Source organism: Mucilaginibacter sp. OK283 (assembly GCF_900110415.1).
Classification (GTDB): Bacteria; Bacteroidota; Bacteroidia; order Sphingobacteriales; family Sphingobacteriaceae; genus Mucilaginibacter.
In genome coordinates this window covers 50,222-69,234 of sequence record NZ_FODR01000021.1, presented here as the reverse complement: position 1 = coordinate 69,234, position 19,013 = coordinate 50,222, and the positions used below count along the sequence as shown (strand labels likewise).

The following is a 19,013-nucleotide window of genomic DNA, read 5'->3' as shown; positions in this document are numbered from 1 at the left end:
AGTGGTGAGTGGTGAGTGGTGAGTGGTGAGTGGTGAGTGGTGAGTGGTGAGTGGTGAGTGGTGAGTGGTGAGTGGTGAGTGGTGAGTGGTGAGTGGTGAGTAAAGCAACTTCGGATTAAACCTTTTGGTTTTGAATTTGTAAAATTTAAGAATCAGCAATATTAAATAATTATCCATCTGCATATTTGCACATCTGTAATCTGCACATTTGCATATCTGCACATCTATAAAGTTATGTTTGATAAAATAATGGAAGCCCAGCAAAAGGCTGGCGAATCGAAAAAACGCCTGGATGCTATTACGGTAACAGGCAGTGCCGAGGGTGGCAAAATTGTGGTAACGGCAAATGCCAACAAAGTGGTTAAATCAATTGCTATCAACCCCGATTTTTTGGCTGACGCCGATAAGGAAGAACTGGAAGAGTTATTAGTTGTAGCTTTTAACAAAGCCATGGAACAAGCCGATAACGTAAGCCAGGCCGAAATGGCTGCCATGACCAAAGATATGTTTGGCGGCATGCCAGGTTTGGGGAACTTGTTTGGAAAATAAAGCCCCCTAACCCCCTGAAGGGGGAACGATAGCTCGGATAGATTTTTAACAATATTTACTATGAAAACGACTTATTACGGCCAATCAACCGTTGAGATAGAATTGAGCAGCGGTACCAAACTTTTGTTTGATCCTTTTGTGACATACAATCCGTTAGCTAAGGATGTTGATTTACAAAGCCTGAAACCGGATTATATCCTGCTATCACACGGCCACGGCGACCATGTTGCCGACCTGATAGAGGTGCAAAAAAACAGCGGTGCCAAAGTTATCTGCATCGCCGAAATTGCCAACTGGCTAAACAGCAAAGGCATTGACAATGTACACGGGATGAACATAGGTGGTGGTTTTAACTTTGATTTTGGCCGGGTTAAAATGGTGAACGCCGTACACTCCAGCACCATGCCTGACGGCGCCGCTGGTGGCAACCCCGCGGGTTTCCTGTTAACTATCGAAGGTAAAAAAATCTATTTTGCCGGCGATACCGCCCTTACCTACGATATGAAACTGCTGGAAGATGAAAACCTTGACTGGGCTTACCTGCCTATCGGCGATAACTACACCATGGGCGCCGATGACGCCATTAAGGCCGCAGGTTTTATTAACTGCAAAAACATCATTGGTATTCATTACGATTCTTTTGATGTGATTAAAATTGATAAGGACGAGGTAAGGGAAAAATTTATTAAAGCAGGATTGAATTTGAAGCTGCCTGTTATTGGCGAAACAATGGATTTGTAAGCGAACGAACTTTGCTTACAGCTGTGTTATTGCGCATATCCGATACTAACGTCATTGCGAGGTACGAAGCAATCCCGAACTATGTGGGACTTAGCATTTCGGGGATTGCTTCGTACCTCGCAATGACGGAATTAATAAATGAAAAAGCCTCCCGAAATACTCAGGAGGCTTCTTTTGTTGCTGTTGAAGGTTACTTTCTCATCTTCATCGTGTCTTTTTTCATTGTCGAATCCTTCTTCATTTTTTTCTTCTTCATTTTCTTCTTTGTAGTATCTGTTTGCATAATACCATGCGTAGTTTTCACTGTTGCGTTACCGGCAAATGCAAAAACGCTTCCGAAAGAGACTGCTGCTAAAGCAATCATACAAAGTGCTTTTTTCATAGTTGTTATGTTTTATAGTTTTTATACCATCAATAACAAATTAACTATGGATTGTTTTTTATTTCGTTTAATTAAATAATTGTACCATTAGGAATAATCGCGCGTTTTTTAACAACTACAATACCATCCTGCACGGTATGTGTACCGTAATCGCCATCGGGCAGCAATTCGCCACAGTTGATGCTCACATCGTCGCCTATATAGGTGTTTTTATCGATGATGGCATTTTTTATCTTTACCCTGTCGCCTATACCCATAATCGGCGAACTGCTCAACTTCAGTTCGGCAATTTGCTCAAGCGTTTGGTAGTTATCGCTGCCCATTACATAGCAATTTTCAATTTCGGTATCAACTCCTATCCGGGTACGGATACCAATAATAGAGCGGGTAATTGTTTTAGCGCTGATGATACAACCGTCGGCGATAATAGATTTATTTAATGTAGTGCCAGACACTTTTGATGGCGGCAGCATACGCGCACGGGTATAAATATGATTTTCGCCAAAAAGGTTAAACTTAGGTATCTCGTCGGTAAGGCCCAGGTTAGCATCAAAAAATGATGGGATGGTACCAATATCTGTCCAGTAGCCCTCGTACTGGTAGCTCAAAACCTTATGATTAACTATAGATTGCGGGATAATCTCTTTACCAAAATCGGTACGGTCGTTACCTTCCAATAATTCATACAACAGTTTACGGTTAAAAATGTAAATCCCCATCGATGCCAGGTAAACCCTGCCTTCGGCTTTCATCTCATCGCTTACATCAGAGGCCCAGCTTTCAAAGTTCGATTTTGGTTTTTCGATAAACGCCGTAACCATGCTATCGTCATCTGCTTTCAAAATACCAAATCCAGGAACATCAGCCGCGTCAACGGGGATAGTAGCGATGGAAATTTCGGCACCAGCATCGATGTGCTTGGTTATCATGTCGTCAAAATCCATCTGGTACAATTGGTCGCCCGATAGAATCAGTACATACTCAAACTCATGTACAGCCAGGTGGTGTAAACTTTGCCTTACCGCATCGGCCGTACCTTGAAACCATGATACGCTTGATGGTGTTTGCTCAGCAGCCAAAATATCAACAAAAGCATCGCTAAAGCTGCTAAAATGATACGTGTTTTTAATGTGTTTGTTTAGCGAAGCCGAGTTAAACTGCGTTAACACATAAATACGTGTAATACCCGAGTGCAGGCAATTGGAAATGGGAATATCAACTAAACGGTACTTACCGGCAATTGGCACAGCCGGTTTTGAACGTGTTGCCGTTAGGGGCGATAAACGACTGCCCTGGCCACCGCCAAGCACAATTGAAATTACTTTAGATGTCATATCAGAGGGTTTAAACTTTCATAAAGGTTTATATATTCTTTGGCCGATCTGTCCCACGAAAAATCGAGGGCCATCATGCGCTTGCGGAGTATTTGTAGTTGTGGCTGGTTTTGATAAAGCGCGGCAGCACGGTTTATGGCGTGGCAAATATCATCTACCGAAACCTGGTTAAACCGGATACCGTAGCCGCCTTCGTCGCCAAAATCAATTACCGAATCGATTAAGCCGCCCGTGCTGCGTACCAGCGGCATGGTGCCATAACGTAAGGAATAAAGCTGGTTAAGCCCGCAGGGTTCTACCCGCGATGGCATCATCAGGAAATCGGCACCGGCATAAACCACGTGCGCCAGTGATTCATCATAACCGATAAACACATTGCATCTGCCCGGGTATTTTGCCTTAAGTTCAAGCAAGGCCAGTTCCATATCTTTGTCACCCGAGCCAAGGATAAAAAAGTTAACCTCATCGCCATATTGCGCCAGTGTGCGGTCAATAGCTTCGGGCAGCAGGTCGGCGCCCTTTTCAATCACCAGCCGGCCGATGAAGGTAAACAGGGGTTTCGAGGCATCCAAGCCAAAACGGGTGCAAAGAGTTTCTTTGTTTAATTGCTTTCCCTTCGCCAGTGTTTTAGTATTAAAATGGCTCGGAATCATGGGATCTTTCAAAGGATTCCAAACTTCGGTATCTATACCGTTTATTATACCGTAGCCTTTGGCTCTTTCGATATAAAAGAGATATTCCAAGCCGTTTGAGTTAATGGTAAGCTCGCGCAGGTAAGTTGGCGAAACCGTGGTATATAGCCAGCTACATTTTACGGCCGCGGCCAGCGGGTTTATACCACCGGCCCAATCAAGCAGGCCTGTTGAAGCCGGATCAATTTCGGGCAGGTATTGAAAATGCTCCCAGCCAAAAGCGCCATGATACTGGCCATTATGTATGGTAAATACCGTAGGTACATTGGCCAGCCGTTTGTACAATTTGGAATGGTAAAGCAGGAAGGGTACCAGGCCTGAGTGATGATCGTGACAGTGGATAATGTCCGGTGTTTGCTGCGAGTAGCTGATCCAATCTAAAAAAGCCAGCTGGAAAGCAATAAACTGCTCCCGTTCGTCGGGATAGCTGTATACATTTTCCCTGTCAAGCAGCCCGGGTATGCGGACTAAAAACAATTCGAAACCCAGCTTATCGGTTTTTTCTTTTAAAATTTCAAAGTAAAGGCGACGGGTGTTTAGTAAAGTTACCGCAGTAAAAACAACATCAAATTCGTTTTCCTGGGTAAACTTGCGATCATAGTAGGGCATTACAACTGCTGCCTGCAAGCCTGCCAGGTTTTGATATTTAGGCAGTGCGCCAACAACATCTGCAAGGCCGCCAACTTTGGCAACGGGATAACATTCGGCACTCAAATGGAATATTTTCATTCAGGTTTTATTGGCTCAATTTAAGGAAAGATTACCAAAAGAGAAACCTATAATCATTAATATAGTTTTTTAAATTTACAGAGAAGATTGTAAAAATGTTATTAACGTTTAGACGGAATAGTTGTAAAAATGATAGCAAAAACAGCTAAATTGAACTTAAACAACGTTGAGTATTGAGTACACTAAGGTGGAATTATTTACTTGAAACGGATTTTTATTGGCAGGACGCCGGATTTATGGGATGTATACCGATGGATTATACGTAAAATTTGCAAAAGCCGCAGAAAGCATCGTTGAAACAACATCATTACACCATCAGAAAGATATCCGGCAGGATAGAATCGCCGATTTTAAAACACCGGTTTCCTCGTATGTTTGCTCATATAAACCAGTAACACCGAGAGTAAGCAAAATAACTTTATTGTTTTCAGGATCGATAATAAAGTATTCCTTAACGCCTGCCGATTCATAAAGCGAACGTTTTTTTTGGGTATCGTACGCCCTGTTTGTCGAAACAATCTCAATAATTAATCGTGGCACACCATGAACACCATTTTTTTCAACAATATCCATTTGGTCATTTAAAACAACAAACAGATCTGGTTGTACTACGGATTTTTGTTTTTCGAAGTAAACATCAAAAGGAGCAGTAAATAATTCGGCTATTGGGTTACTGGTTAAATATTCGAATAAGAGGGAAGTTAACTTTATTAATAATTTTTGATGTTCACGGGATGGCGACGGCGACATACTTAATTCATTGAAAATAACTTCACAGCGGGTACCTTCGGGCAACATACGATAAATATCAACAGCGGTAGATGGGATCTCCGTTATAAAGTTTTGATATTTATGTTTTTCGTCCATGATCCCGGTAATCTTATAGCTATAACACAAATATAATTAATTGTGTTGTAAAAAGATTAACTTCTATTTTTCAATTGATTTTAGAAAAAAACGTGCCACTGTCTGTTTACGACAGCAGCACGTTTTTATTTTAAGTGGCATATTGATAATTATGCCCGATCGAATTTCTAACTTAATCAACCCAATCTAACTCAATCAACTATTGACCATTATCAATGTGCCTCCAGCCAATTCAACCCAGTACCAATCTCTACCATAATAGGCACCGTTGTTTTAATGGCGGTTTTCATATTATGCATAATGATGGGTTTCACAATTTCAATTTCGTCATAAGGCACATCAAACACCAACTCATCATGTACCTGCATGGTCATGCGGGCATCCAGCTTTTGGGCTTTAAATTCGCGGTGAATATTGATCATGGCTATCTTGATCATATCTGCAGCCGAACCTTGTATGGGGGCATTGATGGCATTTCGCTCGGCAAAACCACGTACTGTTGCATTTGCCGAATTGATATCGCGCAGATAGCGGCGGCGGCCCATCAACGTACATACATAGCCGTTTTCGCGGGCAAAGTTCATAGTATCGCTCATGTATTGCTTAATACCCGGAAATTGTGCAAAGTACTGCTCAATAATATCTGCAGCCTCTTTACGCGGGATGCCTAAACTTTGTGATAAACCAAAGGCCGATTGCCCGTAAATAATACCAAAGTTAACGGCTTTGGCGTTGCGGCGCTGTTCGCCGGTTACTTCATCCAAAGCTACGCCATAAACGTTTGCGGCCGTGGCGGTGTGGATATCCAGGTTATCAACAAAGGCCTGCATCATGTTGGGATCTTTGCTGATCTCGGCTATAATACGCAATTCTATCTGCGAATAATCGGCAGATACAATGCTGTGGCCTGCATTTCTGGGAATAAATGCTTTACGCACCTCCCTGCCCCGCTCAGTACGGATAGGGATATTTTGCAGGTTGGGATTAACGCTGCTTAACCTGCCGGTAGCGGCTACCGCCTGGTTGTACGAAGTATGCACCCTGCCCGTTTTAGGATTCACCATAGTTGGCAAAGCATCAACATAAGTTGATTTCAGTTTTTGCAGCTGCCTAAAATCTAATATATCTCTTACGATATCACTTTTAGCTGCTAACGACAGTAACACATCCTCGCCGGTTTGATATTGGCCGGTTTTAGTTTTCTTGGCCTTGGGATCAAGCATCAGTTTTTCAAACAACACCTCGCCCAACTGTTTTGGCGATGCGATGTTGAACCTTACCCCTGCTTTTTCGTATACAGTTTTTTCCAGTTTACTAATATCGGTCTCCAGCTCTTTACTGAATTCGCCCAGCGTAAAATGGTCTATTTTCACGCCTTCAAATTCAATGTCGGCCAAAACGTAAATCAATGGATGCTCTATCTCGTGAATCAGCTTTTCGCTTTCCACCTCTTTCAATTTCGGTTCGAATACAGATTTTAACTGAAGGGTGATATCGGCATCCTCCGCGGCGTATTCCTTTATTTTTTCTATCTCCACATCGCGCATGCTGCCCTGGTTTTTACCCTTGGGGCCAATAAGCGAGGTGATGGAAACCGGCTTATAGCCCAGGTAATTTTCGGACAGGATATCCATGCCGTGGCGGGTATCCGGGTCGATAATATAATGCGCCATCATGGTATCAAATAGGGGGCCTTTAACCTGCACCTCATACCATTTCAGTATCAGGATATCAAACTTAATATTCTGCCCTATTTTGCCAATATTTTCGTTTTCCAGCACCGGTTTAAACTCATTAACTATCGCTTTAACTGCTTCCTGGTCTTCGGGCACCGGCACATACCAGGCCTCGCCTGGCTTTATCGAAAACGACAGGCCAACCAATTCGCAATAATTAGCATCAGTACCGGTGGTTTCGGTATCAAAGCAAAAGCTTTCCTGTTTTTCAAGGATGGCTATCAGCTCAGCGCGTTTTTCAGCCGTATCGGCCAAGTGATATTCGTGTGGTACGTTATCTATATTTTTAGATGCTGTTACAAAGTCTTCGCGGATATCTTCTACATCCACCGTCATGGTTGTGCGGGCCGTAGCAACAGGCTCGCCAAACAGGTCGGTTTGGGTACCGGCAGATTTAAACTCAGTGATGGTAAAATCATCGCCAAACACACGCCTGCCCAGCGTGCGGAATTCCAGTTCGGCAAAAAGGGGCTCTAACAGCTCTTTACTTGGCGCGCCAACTTCCAGTCCTTCCTCGTCCAGTTCAACAGGTACATTTAATAATATAGTAGCCAGTTTTTTTGACAGTAAACCCTGCTCGGCAAACTGCTCAACATTTTCGCGCTGCTTGCCTTTAAGCTCGTGACTATGGGCAATGATGTTTTCCATCGAGCCGTATTGTTTAATGAGCGATTTGGCCGTTTTCTCGCCAATGCCGGGGATGCCGGGAATATTATCCACCGCATCGCCCCAAAGGCCTAAAATATCTATAACCTGTTCAACCTTTTCTATTTCCCATTTCTCCAGCACTTCCTTCACGCCCAAAATCTCCATCTCGTTCCCCATGCGGGCGGGCTTGTAAATGCGGATGTTATCGGATACCAGCTGAGCGAAATCCTTATCGGGTGTCATACAATAAACCTGGTAGCCCTTTTGCTCAGCCTTTTTGGCCAGGGTGCCTATAATATCATCGGCCTCGTAGCCATCTGATGTGATCACCGGGATGTTGAAACCAAGTATCAGTTTCACTACATAGGGTAATGCCTTTGATAAATCTTCGGGCATAGCCTCGCGGTGGGCCTTGTAATGTTCATAATCTGTATGGCGTTCGGTTGGCGCTTCGGTATCAAAAACCACGGCCATGTGGGTTGGTTTTTCTTTTTTCAAAACATCCAGCAGGGTATTGGTAAAGCCCATCACCGCTGATGTATTCATCCCGCCCGAGGTAAACCGCGGACTTTTACTCAAAGCAAAATGCGCCCGGTAAATAAGGGCCATGCCATCCAAAAGAAATAGTTTTTTCATAATTATATTAACACTAATTGCACGGATTTAATCGAATTTCACGAATTACCTGCAATGGCTCTATGCAAAAATAGAATTAAATCCATGATAATTATCGCCAATTAAAATTCGTGTAATCCGATTAAATCAGCGATAATTCGTGTCTAAAAAAATTCGTGCAATTCGATTAAATTCGTAACTATTCGTGTGTATACTTGAAACTACACTCCGGGATATGATCATTCACCATACCCGTTGCTTGCATATGGGCGTAACAAATGGTGGTGCCAAAAAACTTGAAGCCCCGCTTTTTCATATCCTTGCTGATAGCATCCGATTCGGGCGTACTGGCGGGGATTTTATGGTGATGGTTGATAATCGGTCTTCCGCCGGGCATAAAGCTGTACAGGTATTTATCAAACGAACCAAATTCCTGTTGTATGTCAATAAATAATTTGGCATTGTTGATAGCTGCCAGTATTTTTAACCGGTTACGAATGATGCCTGTATCCTGCATCAGGCGCTCTACATCCTCATCGGTAAAGGCCGCTACTTTGCGTACGTCAAAATTGGCAAAAGCTTTGCGGTAGCCCTCCCTCCTGCGTAAAATAGTTATCCAGCTTAAACCAGCCTGGGCAGATTCAAGGATCAGGAATTCAAAAAGGGTATGGTCATCGTGTACTTCTTTGCCCCACTCTTCGTCGTGGTATTTGTTATATAGTGGGTCGGTTCCGGCCCAGGAGCAGCGGATTAAGTCTGAAGTATTGAGTTCTAAGTCTGAAGTCATTTTTTTTGTCTTTAAGTAAAATAGGTCGTAATTATTGGCTATTTGAATTTATCTGAGTTATTTATCATGTAGATCAACAGAAATGAAATTTCTTCGCTTTGCTTGTTAAGCTCGTAAAATTTCTCTTGTGTAATATAATTGCATGCTAAAGAAGCATCCAGCCAAGCTTGCGTTTCTGCATTTTCCATTTCCGCATCGGTAAGCTTGCTTATAAAGTGATTGGGGTATTTCCGCTTTTTATAGGATTCTGCAATTGAAGCAAAAACCGACCTCGATGACCTTCGTATTTGGTCAATAAGACTATAGGTTTCTTCTTTGGGAAACGTTTTCGTTAGCCAGAAAATTTCCATTGACAGGGCGAATGCTTTTTTGTAAGCAATCAAATCTCTAAATGAGCTCAAATTTTTAAATTAAGTAGAAAGTGTGCATAGTTTTAAATGCAATGGACGTTTTCATAAAACCAACTTTTGGCTTAAGACTTCGAACTAAAGACTTACGACTTAAAGCTAAGCTTCGTTTAACTCGTCCCAATATTCAACCGCCCTACGGTAATGCGGAATAACTATAGATCCGCCTACCAAATTGGCTATCATAAATATCTCATTCATTTCATCGTGCTTAACCCCTGCGTCATAACATTTACCCAGGTGGTATTTAATGCAATCGTCGCAGCGCAGCACCATACTGGCTACCAGGCCAAGCATTTCTTTGGTTTTTACATCGAGGGCGCCATCGGCATAGCTGGTGGTATCCAGCGCAAAAAAACGTTTAATATTGGTGTTGGCAGTTTCCATTATCCTATCGTTCATTTTGGTGCGATAGCTGTCAAATTCTTCTACAAGTTTTCCCACTTTTTTAATTATTGAATTAGTGATTTACTGAATTATCGATTTCATTTATTTTTGACAATTTTACTAAATTATTTAGCATTTTCAATATAAATATTTATTTTTATCGCAGCATTTATTTCAACTTTTACAGCTTAATTAAAAACAATGGAAAGCTTATCGCCCAATATTTTTGTTAAGGATATTAACGAAACTATCAAATTTTTTCACCTGCTGGGTTTCGAACTGGTAGTAACCGTACCCGAAACCGGCGCCGACCTGGTTTGGGCTATGATGGCCAAAGGTAACGTAACCATGATGTTTCAAACCATGGCAAGCCTGGGCGAAGAACTTCCCGATATCAGCCGGCAGGATGGAGCGTCGATGCTGCTCTATATCAAACTCAAAAACATCCGGGCTTTTTTCGAATCTGTAAAAGATCTGGTGCCTGTTTTGAAAGGCTTAGAAACAACTTTTTATGGGGCTACTGAGTTTTCGATTAAAGACAATAACAATTACGTACTTACGTTTGCCGAGGACGAGTAAAACGATTAAGCCGGCCGATGGGTTCAATCATCAAAGTAAGTTTCACCTGTTACCAGTGGATATAAATTTACAACAAGCTGTTGCGAACAGGGCAAACGCATCTAAGTAGTTAACGGCAATAAGCTGCTATTTAATAATAGCTAACGGAATAAACTTATAGCGTCGGGAAGATATAAGCATCAAACGATACCTTGTTTCTATTGGCTGATCCTGGTTAAATGATCCAGGTACTAAAGGGCTCGTATTGGCCAACAACGGGCACAAATATTTGGATGCGCCTAAATTGGGCGATCAGTTTAGTGTTAACCATGTTAAAATACAAAATATTGATTATCAAATATTTATAAAAAACATATCTAAAATATGTTAAGTTATGTTAACGCGATTAAATGCGTTTGCCTGCCATTACAGAAGAAAAGATGGCTTTTTGCCTAATAATTATGTATCTTCAAACCTCGGGTACCGCTTTGTGTTAAGGTACCTGAACAACACCAGATAATCATCTACCCTATGCCGGCAAAAAAAATTATAGCCCCTTTTTATGAACGACTTGCGCTTACTCTGCTGGGTTTTCTGGCCCTTGGCTACCTCATCATCGTAGGCAAAGATATACTCGACCCATTAATCTTCGGGTTTATATTTGCTATCCTGTTGCTGCCGGTTTCCAACTTTCTTGAAAAAAAACTACACCTGCCGCGCAGCATGTCGTCATTGGCATCTATCCTTTTGCTGGTGGCCCTGGTTGGCGGCATACTTTACCTGGTAGGTTCCCAAATATCAAACCTTGCCAATGATTGGCCAATGCTTAAAAGCCAGGTATCGCAATCAATTCATGATTTGCAGAGTTGGGTACAATCAGCCTTCCACATCAACGCGGCCAAACAGCTAAAATATGTAGATGATGCCTCCAAAAAAATAATGGAATCGGGAACCGATGTGGTAAGCACTGCTTTCGGCGCAATCTCGTCGCTCATGATATTTTATGTGTTTATCATGATCTTCACGTTTTTTATTTTGCTTTACAGGCGGCTTCTTCTTCGGTTTATCATCTGGGTATTCAGGGACGAGAACTCGGCGGTAGTGATGGACATTGTAGAAAACGTTCAATCTATCATGAGGCAGTATATACTGGGGCTATTGCTTGAAATGTTTATTGTAGCCAGTGTTGCCATTACCGTTTTTTTATTAATCGGCATAAAATACGCGGCGTTACTGGGTATCATTGTAGGTTTATTTAACATCATTCCCTATATCGGTATTTTCACAGCGTTGCTATTAAGCACCATCATCACTTTTGCTACCGGCAATATTGGCAAAACTGTAACAGTGGCTGTTAGTGTAATTGTAATACACGCAGTAGATGCCAACTTTTTGCTGCCAACTATTGTGGGTTCAAAGGTGAGGCTGAACGCCCTGATCTCGTTCATCGGCATTATTCTTGGCGAGATGATCTGGGGGCTTTCGGGCATGTTCCTTTCCATACCTGTTATTGCTATTTTCAAAATCATATTTGATCGTATTGAGAGTCTTAAACCCTGGGGTTACCTACTAGGAGGCGACTATGAGTCAAATAAAAAAGCTGCCGAAAAGCTGAAAGTTGAATAATATCAGTTCAGGCATTAAATCATGTGACATTGAGTTTTGTGGGAGTTGTTACTTCAGCTATCATTTAAAACAGCTTTTATTTTTGTTTAATTGATGGGTATATCATTAATTTAGCACCATAACAATTGTGCTGTACTGCAATTGAAAATCTACCTTTAATGATCCGTAAATTCCTTGCTTTAAGTGCTATTCTATGTGCTTTGGTGCCTTTTGGGGTAAAGGCACAAGTTAAACCGGCGCCTTCATTCAGGCTGGTGCCTTTGGGCGTGCTCGGCGGCATTGATGAAAGCAACCTATCGGCTTACATGCTGGCAGCAACCGGCAGTAATGATTACATATGCTTAGATGCCGGCACGCTGCACTACGGCATAAAAAAAACCGTCGAAAACAAGGCTTTCCATGTTTCGCAGGAGAAAGTATTGAGGCAATACATTAAAGGATATTTCATCTCGCATGCGCACCTCGACCACCTTGCCGGCCTAATCATTAACTCGCCAGAGGATAGCACTAAAAACATTTATGGCCTGCAAAGCACACTCCAAACACTCAAAACCCATTACTTTACCTGGGCAAGTTGGGCCAACTTTGCCGACGAAGGGGAAAGCCCCGCTTTAAAAAAGTTTCATTATAAACCACTTGAGCCTGGAAACGAGGTGGCTATAAAAAACACCGCGCTAAAAGTGCAGGCATTCCCACTAAGCCATTCAAACCTCACCAGCACCGCCTTTTTGGTGCACAGCAATGAGGCCTATATATTATATTTAGGCGATACCGGCCCCGATGCTGTTGAAAAAAGCACCAACCTGCAAAAGCTTTGGGAAGCTGTTACCCCCCTGGTTAAAAACAAACAATTAAAAGCCATCATGATTGAGGTTTCGTTCCCAAGCGAACAGCCTGATAAAACGTTATTTGGCCACCTTACCCCCCATTGGCTAATGGTCGAAATGGACAAACTGGCCTCATTAACCGGCCCGGATGCCGTCAAAGGGTTAAACATTGTTGTTACACATTTAAAACCACCGGCAAACAGCATTGTGAAAATAAAAAACGAATTAAAAGTTGAAAATAAATTACAACTAAGCCTGGTTTACCCGCAGCAAGGCAAACCGCTTACTTTTTAACAGCTACCAACCCCAATTTAGGATATATGAAAAATACTTTGAAAACGTGCCTGCTCCTTTGCTTCCTGGTAAGCGCCGGCAGCACATTTGCCCAACAAGGCAAAGTAATTGAAGAGCAGACCATTAAAAGCAAAATTTTAAAACGCAACGTTAAATACACCATTTACCTGCCTGCCGATTATGAAACGGCTAACCGTACCTACCCTGTGGTATACCTTTTACACGGATACTCCGACGACAACACCGGCTGGTTACAATTTGGCGAAGTAAACCGTTATGCCGACCAGGCCATTTTAGATGGTACTATTCCGCCAATGATTATTGTAATGCCGGATGGCGGTACCAGCTGGTATATTAACTCCTATGATGGGAAGGAAAAATACGAGGATTTTTTTATAAAAGAATTTATACCCCACGTTGAGCAGGCCTATCGCATAAAAACCGAAAGACAATACCGCGGAGTTGCCGGCCTTTCCATGGGTGGCTACGGCACGCTGATTTACGCTATTAAATACCCGCAGCTTTTTTCGGCAGCAGCGGCATTAAGCGCGGCGGTATTCCCCGACGACCAAATGGTTAACCAGCCAGATGATAATTACGAACACGTTTTTGGCCAGTTATTTGGCCGTGGATTGAAAGGTAAAGACAGGCTGACTAAAGACTGGCAAGCAAATTCGGTGTTGAACCTGGTACAAAATAAAACGGCAGACGATTTGAGCAAAGTGCGCTACTGGATTGATTGCGGCGATGATGACTTTTTAACCATAGGCAACAGCATGCTGCATATAACCCTGACAGAAAAGAAAGTGCCCCATGAATTTAGGATGCGCGATGGTGCCCACAACTGGACGTACTGGCGCACCGGCATCACCAATGCCCTCAGCTTTATAGGCGATGGTTTCAGGCAGAAGTGATAGATGTGCGGCAGATGTGCAGATATGCAGATTTCAGATGTGCAGATGGATTGAAAAGATAGATGAGATAATGTTTCACTGTTGATAAATGGCAAAGGATTTTAAGTTGACGGTTTCGACAGACCGTCTGGAAAAACTTGCGGATGGCACGCTACCGATAGCAGAATTTTTGAGCGTTTTTTTGGGCGACGATCAAAACAACGCCAACATGCGGCAGGGCCTCGCTTCTTATTTTTATGATAACGGAGGATCGCCCGAAGTGCGGGAATTTGATATAGTCGATGCTAAGTTTAGTACCCGAGACTTAACGGGATCATTCAAATGCATATTCACGGTGTATTATTTTTTCACCTGCAGTGATATTAAAAACGATAAACGCGAAAACATAACCTGGAAATTTAAAATTGACGGGGTAGGCTTAACCATTGCTTTTGTAGGCGAAGAACCATGGGTGTGGGATGCGGATTGATTTTAAATGTGCAGATATGCAAATTTCAGATGTGCAGATGAAAATGGAAACATTTCAGATCTATAGATTTTATTTTCAAATTTTCAAATCCTCAAATTTTCAAATTGATTAAGATACTATGAAAAAACTTATTCTGATCTGCTTACTCCTCTCTACTTCCATGGCATTTGCACAGCATATTCCGGCCGGCAAGGTGATAGAGGAACAAAATGTAAAGAGCGACATTTTGGATTACAACGTAAAATACGCCATTTACCTGCCTGCCGATTATGAAACATCAAACCGTACTTACCCGGTAGTGTACCTGTTGCATGGCTACGGCGACGACCAAACCGGCTGGCTGCAATTTGGCGAGATTAACCGTTATGCTGATAAAGCCATCGCCGAAGGTAAAATTCCGCCGATGATTATTGTAATGCCCGATGCAAAAACTACATTTTACATTAACTCGTACGATGGTAAACGTAATTATGAAGATTTCTTTTTCAAAGAATTTATCCCTACCATCGAAAAAGATTACCGCATAAAGGGAACCAAAAAGTACCGTGCCGTAGCCGGTTTATCTATGGGCGGATTCGGAACATTAATTTATAGCATTAAACATCCCGAAATGTTCTCGGCAGCGGCAGCTTTAAGTGCAGCGGTACGCAACGAGGAAGACTTTATGGGCATTACCGATGCCCGCTGGGCCGAGGCGTACGCTAAAGTTTTCGGCCCCAACCTTAAAGGCGCCGAACGGTTAAATGATACATGGAAAGCAAACTCGATTTTAGGATTAATTCAAGGCAAAACAGCCGACGACCTTAACGATGTGCGTTACTGGATTGATTGCGGTGATGATGATGCCCTAAGCAAAGGCAACTCCCTGTTGCACGTTGCCCTGATGGACAAGAAAGTCCCCCACGAGTTCCGCATCCGCGACGGTGCCCACAACTGGACCTACTGGCGCACCGGCATCATTGATGCATTAAACTTTATCGGGGATAGTTTTAGACAGAAATAGGCAGCGGATGTGCAGATGAAGGAGCGGATGTGCAGATGTGCAAATTTCAGATGTGCAGATGAAAAGGATAAATTTCAGATATTCGGAATCTCATTTTGAAATTCTCAAATCCTCAGATTTTCAAATTGATTAATCATCTGCACATCTGTAATCTGAAATCTGCACATCTAAATCTACTGGTCACTCAACAAATCAATACAGTTCTTACTCAATTTAGCCAGGCGGACGGGCAGGGTACCAAGCGCGGCTTCGTTATTTAAGTTGTTATAGAGTACTTTAATAATTTTCAGGGTATTTTCATCCGGATCGCAAGCCTGGGCTTTTTCAAGGTGGGGCAAAGCCAATCGTGCTTTTTCAATGTAATTCAGGTTCATTACCACGGGCTTTCCCGAAATATCTTTGATATACAGGTAGCCTAAAGCACGGTGCGCCACGTAATAATCTGGCTGGGCGGCCACAACTATTTTGTAATATTTAATTGCATTGATGCTTTGGTTATCGTCTTCGTAAAGTTTTGCCAGCGAGTTATAAAATGCAACCCGCACTTTGGGCGTTAGCTTGGCTGTATCAGGCAAAATCTTTTGGGCAAGAGCAATTGACTGAGCAGCGTCATCATTAAGCTTTGCCACATTAAAATCAAGATAACTATCATAAACCTCTTCGGTCGTTTGAGCATGGGCAAACGTAGCCGTTGTGACAAGTATCAGAAACAAAATAGCTTTCTTAAGCATAGATTTTTAAATATATCGCCGGATTATTTGAAATACTAACTTATCAACTAAGAAAATGTTATCATCCCCAATAATTTATTTTATGGGCCGACTGACGCTACAAAAAAGCATATTATAATGGGATTTGCGCTAAAAATCTATCATTTAAAAAGCAGGGTCATCATAAATCCTATTTTAATAAGATTTATGATGATTAAAATTCTATTTTTAATTAACTTTAAATAAAAATCCCATTATAATGTTATTATCAATTGGAACAGTTATTCAACAAAGGCGAAAGCAACTCGGGATAACTCAACGGCATTTGGCCGAATTGTCTGCGGTAAATATAAATACCATTTATAAAATAGAGAGAAATGAAGCTAATCCGACATTATCGGTATTAAATCAGGTTGCGGCTGTATTGGGGATGGAGTTACAAATGACAGTTAAACAAATTGATTAGTATAATGAGAACGGCGCAAGTATTTTACAACAATATTCCTGCAGGTATTCTACAGGAAAATGACAGGCATAATTATTTGTTTACATATGATGAGGCCTATTTTAAAGACAAGGGACTCCCAGCCATCAGCCTGACATTACCAAAATCAAAACAGGTATACCATTCATCTTTCTTATTTCCATTTTTTTTTAACATGCTGGCCGAGGGCGTAAACAGAAAACTACAAAGTACACAATTGAAGATTGACGAGAATGATTCATTTGGATTTTTACTGGCTACCGCCCGGTATGACACAGTTGGCGCCATTACTGTAAAACCTGTTGAAGATGATACCACTGATTAACATATGCCCGGCCGTGCTTGCTGCAGGGTATAGTACTTATAGTCCATTGGGGTTGAAACGCATGTTCGGCAAAAAGCGTGTAAGCCATATTTTGCCCTATGAATCACCAAAAACAAGCGAAGAAGACGCAGAAAAGTTTATTGAAAACAGAAAGCGACTGTCCATTTCAGGGGTTCAGGAAAAAATGTCGTTGCTGCTTGATAACAAAACCTTAAGATTAACAACAACTAAAGAACAAGGGACCTATATTTTAAAGCCAATTCCCCGCGACGTTAAAAAAGCAGCTATGGTACCCGCGAATGAGCACCTTACGATGCAGATTGCCAGGCAGGTATATGGTATTCCTACGGCGGAAAACGCGTTGGCTTTCTTTAAAAATGGTGAACCAGCGTATATCACAAAAAGATTTGATGTAAAACCCGATGGAAATAAGTGGAGAAAAGAAGATTTTGCCAGCCTGGCAGGCATGAGTAAAGATAACGGAGGGCCGGATTTTAAGTATGAATCCAGCTACGAAGAAATAGGCCTGCTCATCCAACGATTTGTGCCCGCATGGAGGGTTGAGGTAGAAAAATATTTTGTATTAATCCTTTTTAACTTTCTTTTCGGCAATGGCGATGCCCATATGAAAAACTTCGGGTTGCTGGAAACCGAGCATGGCGACTTTATGCTTAGTCCGGCATATGATCTGCTCAATACCAGGATACACGTAGATGACACCGATTTCGCGTTGAAAAAAGGGCTGTTTGCTGATGCATCACGGTCAAACACCTGGAAAAGGACGGGGCATCCAACAACAGATGATTTTTTTAAATTCGGAACAGCAATAGGAATTCAATCCAAAAGGATCGAAAAACTTGTCCTTCCGTTGCTAACCAGGCAGAACAAGGTTGCACTGCTTACAGCGAACTCTTATCTGAGCGACCCTATCAAAAAAGCCTATTTAAATTATTATTACCAAAGATTGAATATGCTAACGCGCTAAGGTCAGGTCTTTAGCCTGAAGCCCAAAGTCAAAGTTTATCTTTTGCCGGCTTAAAACTTAAGGCTGTCGGCTTAGGACTAACTGCCACTTTATCATTGATACAACACTATGTTTTATTGGCCTTCCTAAACTTCTGCCTTAACACTAAATAAAAACACCACCGATTCGCCCAATATTACCTGGTCGCCTTCGTTCATGGGGTGGCCAATCTGGGTCGAGTTAAGCTTAATTAGCTTATCGTCGGCCGCTATGCTGATCTTGGTTTTATTACGCGGCGGTACACCACCCTCATCGGCAAAAATCATAAAACATTCCGCGTCTTTATTCCATTCGATATGGGCATGCTGCCTGCTGATAAATTTGTTGCTGGGGTCGTTACTATCGGCCGGGAATATAATCTTGTTCAGCCGGTATGATCCGTTCTCCGTTATCACTTTTTTATCCCGGCCAATATTAATCTTGCCGTCGGTAGCCTTAATCAGGTATTCTTCCTTTTCGGCTTCGCCGCTAAGTATCCTGATATAAGCAATGGCCGATGATGCGTTATGCGCCACCTGCCTGCGGGTATGCATCTGGAAAGCGGCCTCAATCTCGGGAATCTTTGGCACATCGGCGGGAAGCTTATCTGCAAAATTCACGTCAATGGTCCAGTCATCGGGCAACTCTATCGCGTAGTCATCGGCAATCCGCTGAATCTCGTTCCTGAATACTTCCTTTTCGTGCACGTAAACCGCACCTTCGTAAAGATGTTTGTCGTCGGGATCGGGCGCCAGGTAAAGCAGTAGCTCTTTGATGTGCCTGCCTTCGCCGCCTTCAACCTTTTGCAGGGCCTCTTTTATAAAACGTAGTACGGCTTCGCGCAGGCCCTTTACATCAACCTGTCCCTTTTCTCCGCCGCTTTTACTAAAAAAACTAAATGCCATGTTTTCAAGTTTTAATTACAC

At 42.3% G+C, this 19,013-nt stretch carries 21 protein-coding genes; 11 read left to right on the top strand and 10 right to left on the bottom strand.

Going from position 1 to position 19,013, the window contains the following annotated elements:
- Nucleotides 1-234: 234 nt before the first annotated feature.
- Nucleotides 235-549 (top strand): YbaB/EbfC family nucleoid-associated protein, encoded by a 315-nt coding sequence (locus tag BMX56_RS28955; RefSeq protein WP_090653210.1) that lies wholly within the window; start codon nucleotides 235-237, stop codon nucleotides 547-549.
- Nucleotides 550-609: 60 nt separating this feature from the next.
- Complete coding sequence (locus BMX56_RS28950; RefSeq protein WP_090653209.1) at nucleotides 610-1,290, top strand: metal-dependent hydrolase; 681 nt, start codon at nucleotides 610-612, stop codon at nucleotides 1,288-1,290.
- 190 nt (nucleotides 1,291-1,480) lie between these two features.
- Here BMX56_RS28950 and BMX56_RS28945 read toward each other — a convergent pair whose 3' ends face one another.
- The 8 genes from BMX56_RS28945 to BMX56_RS28910 all read right to left on the bottom strand — a co-directional run bounded on the left by BMX56_RS28945 (nucleotide 1,481) and on the right by BMX56_RS28910 (nucleotide 9,931).
- Nucleotides 1,481-1,672, bottom strand: a complete 192-nt coding sequence (locus tag BMX56_RS28945; protein ID WP_090653208.1) for a hypothetical protein — start codon at nucleotides 1,670-1,672, stop codon at nucleotides 1,481-1,483.
- 71 nt (nucleotides 1,673-1,743) lie between these two features.
- Nucleotides 1,744-3,006: a glucose-1-phosphate adenylyltransferase gene (locus BMX56_RS28940; RefSeq protein WP_090653207.1), complete on the bottom strand. Its 1,263-nt coding sequence runs from the start codon at nucleotides 3,004-3,006 to the stop codon at nucleotides 1,744-1,746.
- Nucleotides 3,003-4,427, bottom strand: coding sequence for a glycogen synthase (locus BMX56_RS28935; RefSeq protein WP_090653206.1), 1,425 nt, complete (start codon nucleotides 4,425-4,427; stop codon nucleotides 3,003-3,005). The genes BMX56_RS28940 and BMX56_RS28935 overlap by 4 nt, the downstream gene beginning before the upstream one ends.
- A gap of 315 nt (nucleotides 4,428-4,742) precedes the next feature.
- A complete protein-coding gene (locus tag BMX56_RS28930; protein ID WP_090653205.1) occupies nucleotides 4,743-5,294 on the bottom strand; it encodes a Uma2 family endonuclease in 552 nt (183 codons plus the stop codon).
- A gap of 212 nt (nucleotides 5,295-5,506) precedes the next feature.
- Nucleotides 5,507-8,314, bottom strand: a complete 2,808-nt coding sequence (gene polA, locus BMX56_RS28925) for a DNA polymerase I (protein WP_090653204.1) — start codon at nucleotides 8,312-8,314, stop codon at nucleotides 5,507-5,509.
- Nucleotides 8,315-8,492: 178 nt separating this feature from the next.
- The gene (locus BMX56_RS28920) at nucleotides 8,493-9,080 is read right to left on the bottom strand and encodes a DNA-3-methyladenine glycosylase I (protein WP_090653203.1); all 588 of its coding nucleotides are present in this window, start codon (nucleotides 9,078-9,080) and stop codon (nucleotides 8,493-8,495) included.
- A 38-nt stretch (nucleotides 9,081-9,118) separates the two neighbouring features.
- The gene (locus BMX56_RS28915) at nucleotides 9,119-9,481 is read right to left on the bottom strand and encodes a four helix bundle protein (RefSeq protein ID WP_090653202.1); all 363 of its coding nucleotides are present in this window, start codon (nucleotides 9,479-9,481) and stop codon (nucleotides 9,119-9,121) included.
- Between the two features lie 105 nt (nucleotides 9,482-9,586).
- A complete protein-coding gene (locus BMX56_RS28910) occupies nucleotides 9,587-9,931 on the bottom strand; it encodes a carboxymuconolactone decarboxylase family protein (protein ID WP_090653201.1) in 345 nt (114 codons plus the stop codon).
- 144 nt (nucleotides 9,932-10,075) lie between these two features.
- On the opposite strand from BMX56_RS28910, the gene BMX56_RS28905 reads away from it, so the two are divergent.
- From BMX56_RS28905 to BMX56_RS28880, 6 genes are all read left to right on the top strand, one after another.
- Complete coding sequence (locus BMX56_RS28905; RefSeq protein ID WP_090653200.1) at nucleotides 10,076-10,453, top strand: VOC family protein; 378 nt, start codon at nucleotides 10,076-10,078, stop codon at nucleotides 10,451-10,453.
- Between the two features lie 510 nt (nucleotides 10,454-10,963).
- Complete coding sequence (locus BMX56_RS28900) at nucleotides 10,964-12,058, top strand: AI-2E family transporter (protein WP_090653199.1); 1,095 nt, start codon at nucleotides 10,964-10,966, stop codon at nucleotides 12,056-12,058.
- 158 nt (nucleotides 12,059-12,216) lie between these two features.
- The gene (locus tag BMX56_RS28895) at nucleotides 12,217-13,179 is read left to right on the top strand and encodes an MBL fold metallo-hydrolase (protein ID WP_090653198.1); all 963 of its coding nucleotides are present in this window, start codon (nucleotides 12,217-12,219) and stop codon (nucleotides 13,177-13,179) included.
- Nucleotides 13,180-13,205: 26 nt separating this feature from the next.
- Nucleotides 13,206-14,093, top strand: a complete 888-nt coding sequence (locus BMX56_RS28890; RefSeq protein ID WP_090653197.1) for an alpha/beta hydrolase — start codon at nucleotides 13,206-13,208, stop codon at nucleotides 14,091-14,093.
- A gap of 88 nt (nucleotides 14,094-14,181) precedes the next feature.
- Nucleotides 14,182-14,562: a hypothetical protein gene (locus BMX56_RS28885; protein WP_090653196.1), complete on the top strand. Its 381-nt coding sequence runs from the start codon at nucleotides 14,182-14,184 to the stop codon at nucleotides 14,560-14,562.
- 118 nt (nucleotides 14,563-14,680) lie between these two features.
- A complete protein-coding gene (locus BMX56_RS28880) occupies nucleotides 14,681-15,565 on the top strand; it encodes an alpha/beta hydrolase (protein WP_090653195.1) in 885 nt (294 codons plus the stop codon).
- Nucleotides 15,566-15,738: 173 nt separating this feature from the next.
- On the opposite strand, the gene BMX56_RS28875 is transcribed toward BMX56_RS28880, so the two are convergent.
- Entirely contained in the window at nucleotides 15,739-16,296 is a 558-nt protein-coding gene (locus BMX56_RS28875; RefSeq protein WP_090653194.1) for a hypothetical protein, read from the bottom strand.
- 238 nt (nucleotides 16,297-16,534) lie between these two features.
- Here BMX56_RS28875 and BMX56_RS28870 point away from each other — a divergent pair, with 238 nt between their 5' ends.
- Genes BMX56_RS28870 through BMX56_RS28860 form a run of 3 tightly spaced genes read left to right on the top strand, consistent with a single transcriptional unit; the run spans nucleotide 16,535 to nucleotide 18,069 of the window.
- Nucleotides 16,535-16,741 (top strand): helix-turn-helix domain-containing protein, encoded by a 207-nt coding sequence (locus tag BMX56_RS28870; protein ID WP_090653193.1) that lies wholly within the window; start codon nucleotides 16,535-16,537, stop codon nucleotides 16,739-16,741.
- A 4-nt stretch (nucleotides 16,742-16,745) separates the two neighbouring features.
- Nucleotides 16,746-17,084: a HipA N-terminal domain-containing protein gene (locus BMX56_RS28865; RefSeq protein WP_090653192.1), complete on the top strand. Its 339-nt coding sequence runs from the start codon at nucleotides 16,746-16,748 to the stop codon at nucleotides 17,082-17,084.
- Nucleotides 17,068-18,069, top strand: coding sequence for a type II toxin-antitoxin system HipA family toxin (locus tag BMX56_RS28860; protein WP_090653191.1), 1,002 nt, complete (start codon nucleotides 17,068-17,070; stop codon nucleotides 18,067-18,069). Before BMX56_RS28865 ends, BMX56_RS28860 begins: the two co-directional genes overlap by 17 nt.
- A 125-nt stretch (nucleotides 18,070-18,194) precedes the next feature.
- Here the strand turns inward: BMX56_RS28860 and BMX56_RS28855 are convergent, their stop codons facing one another.
- Nucleotides 18,195-18,992, bottom strand: a complete 798-nt coding sequence (locus BMX56_RS28855; protein WP_090653190.1) for an FHA domain-containing protein — start codon at nucleotides 18,990-18,992, stop codon at nucleotides 18,195-18,197.
- Nucleotides 18,993-19,013: the final 21 nt, after the last annotated feature.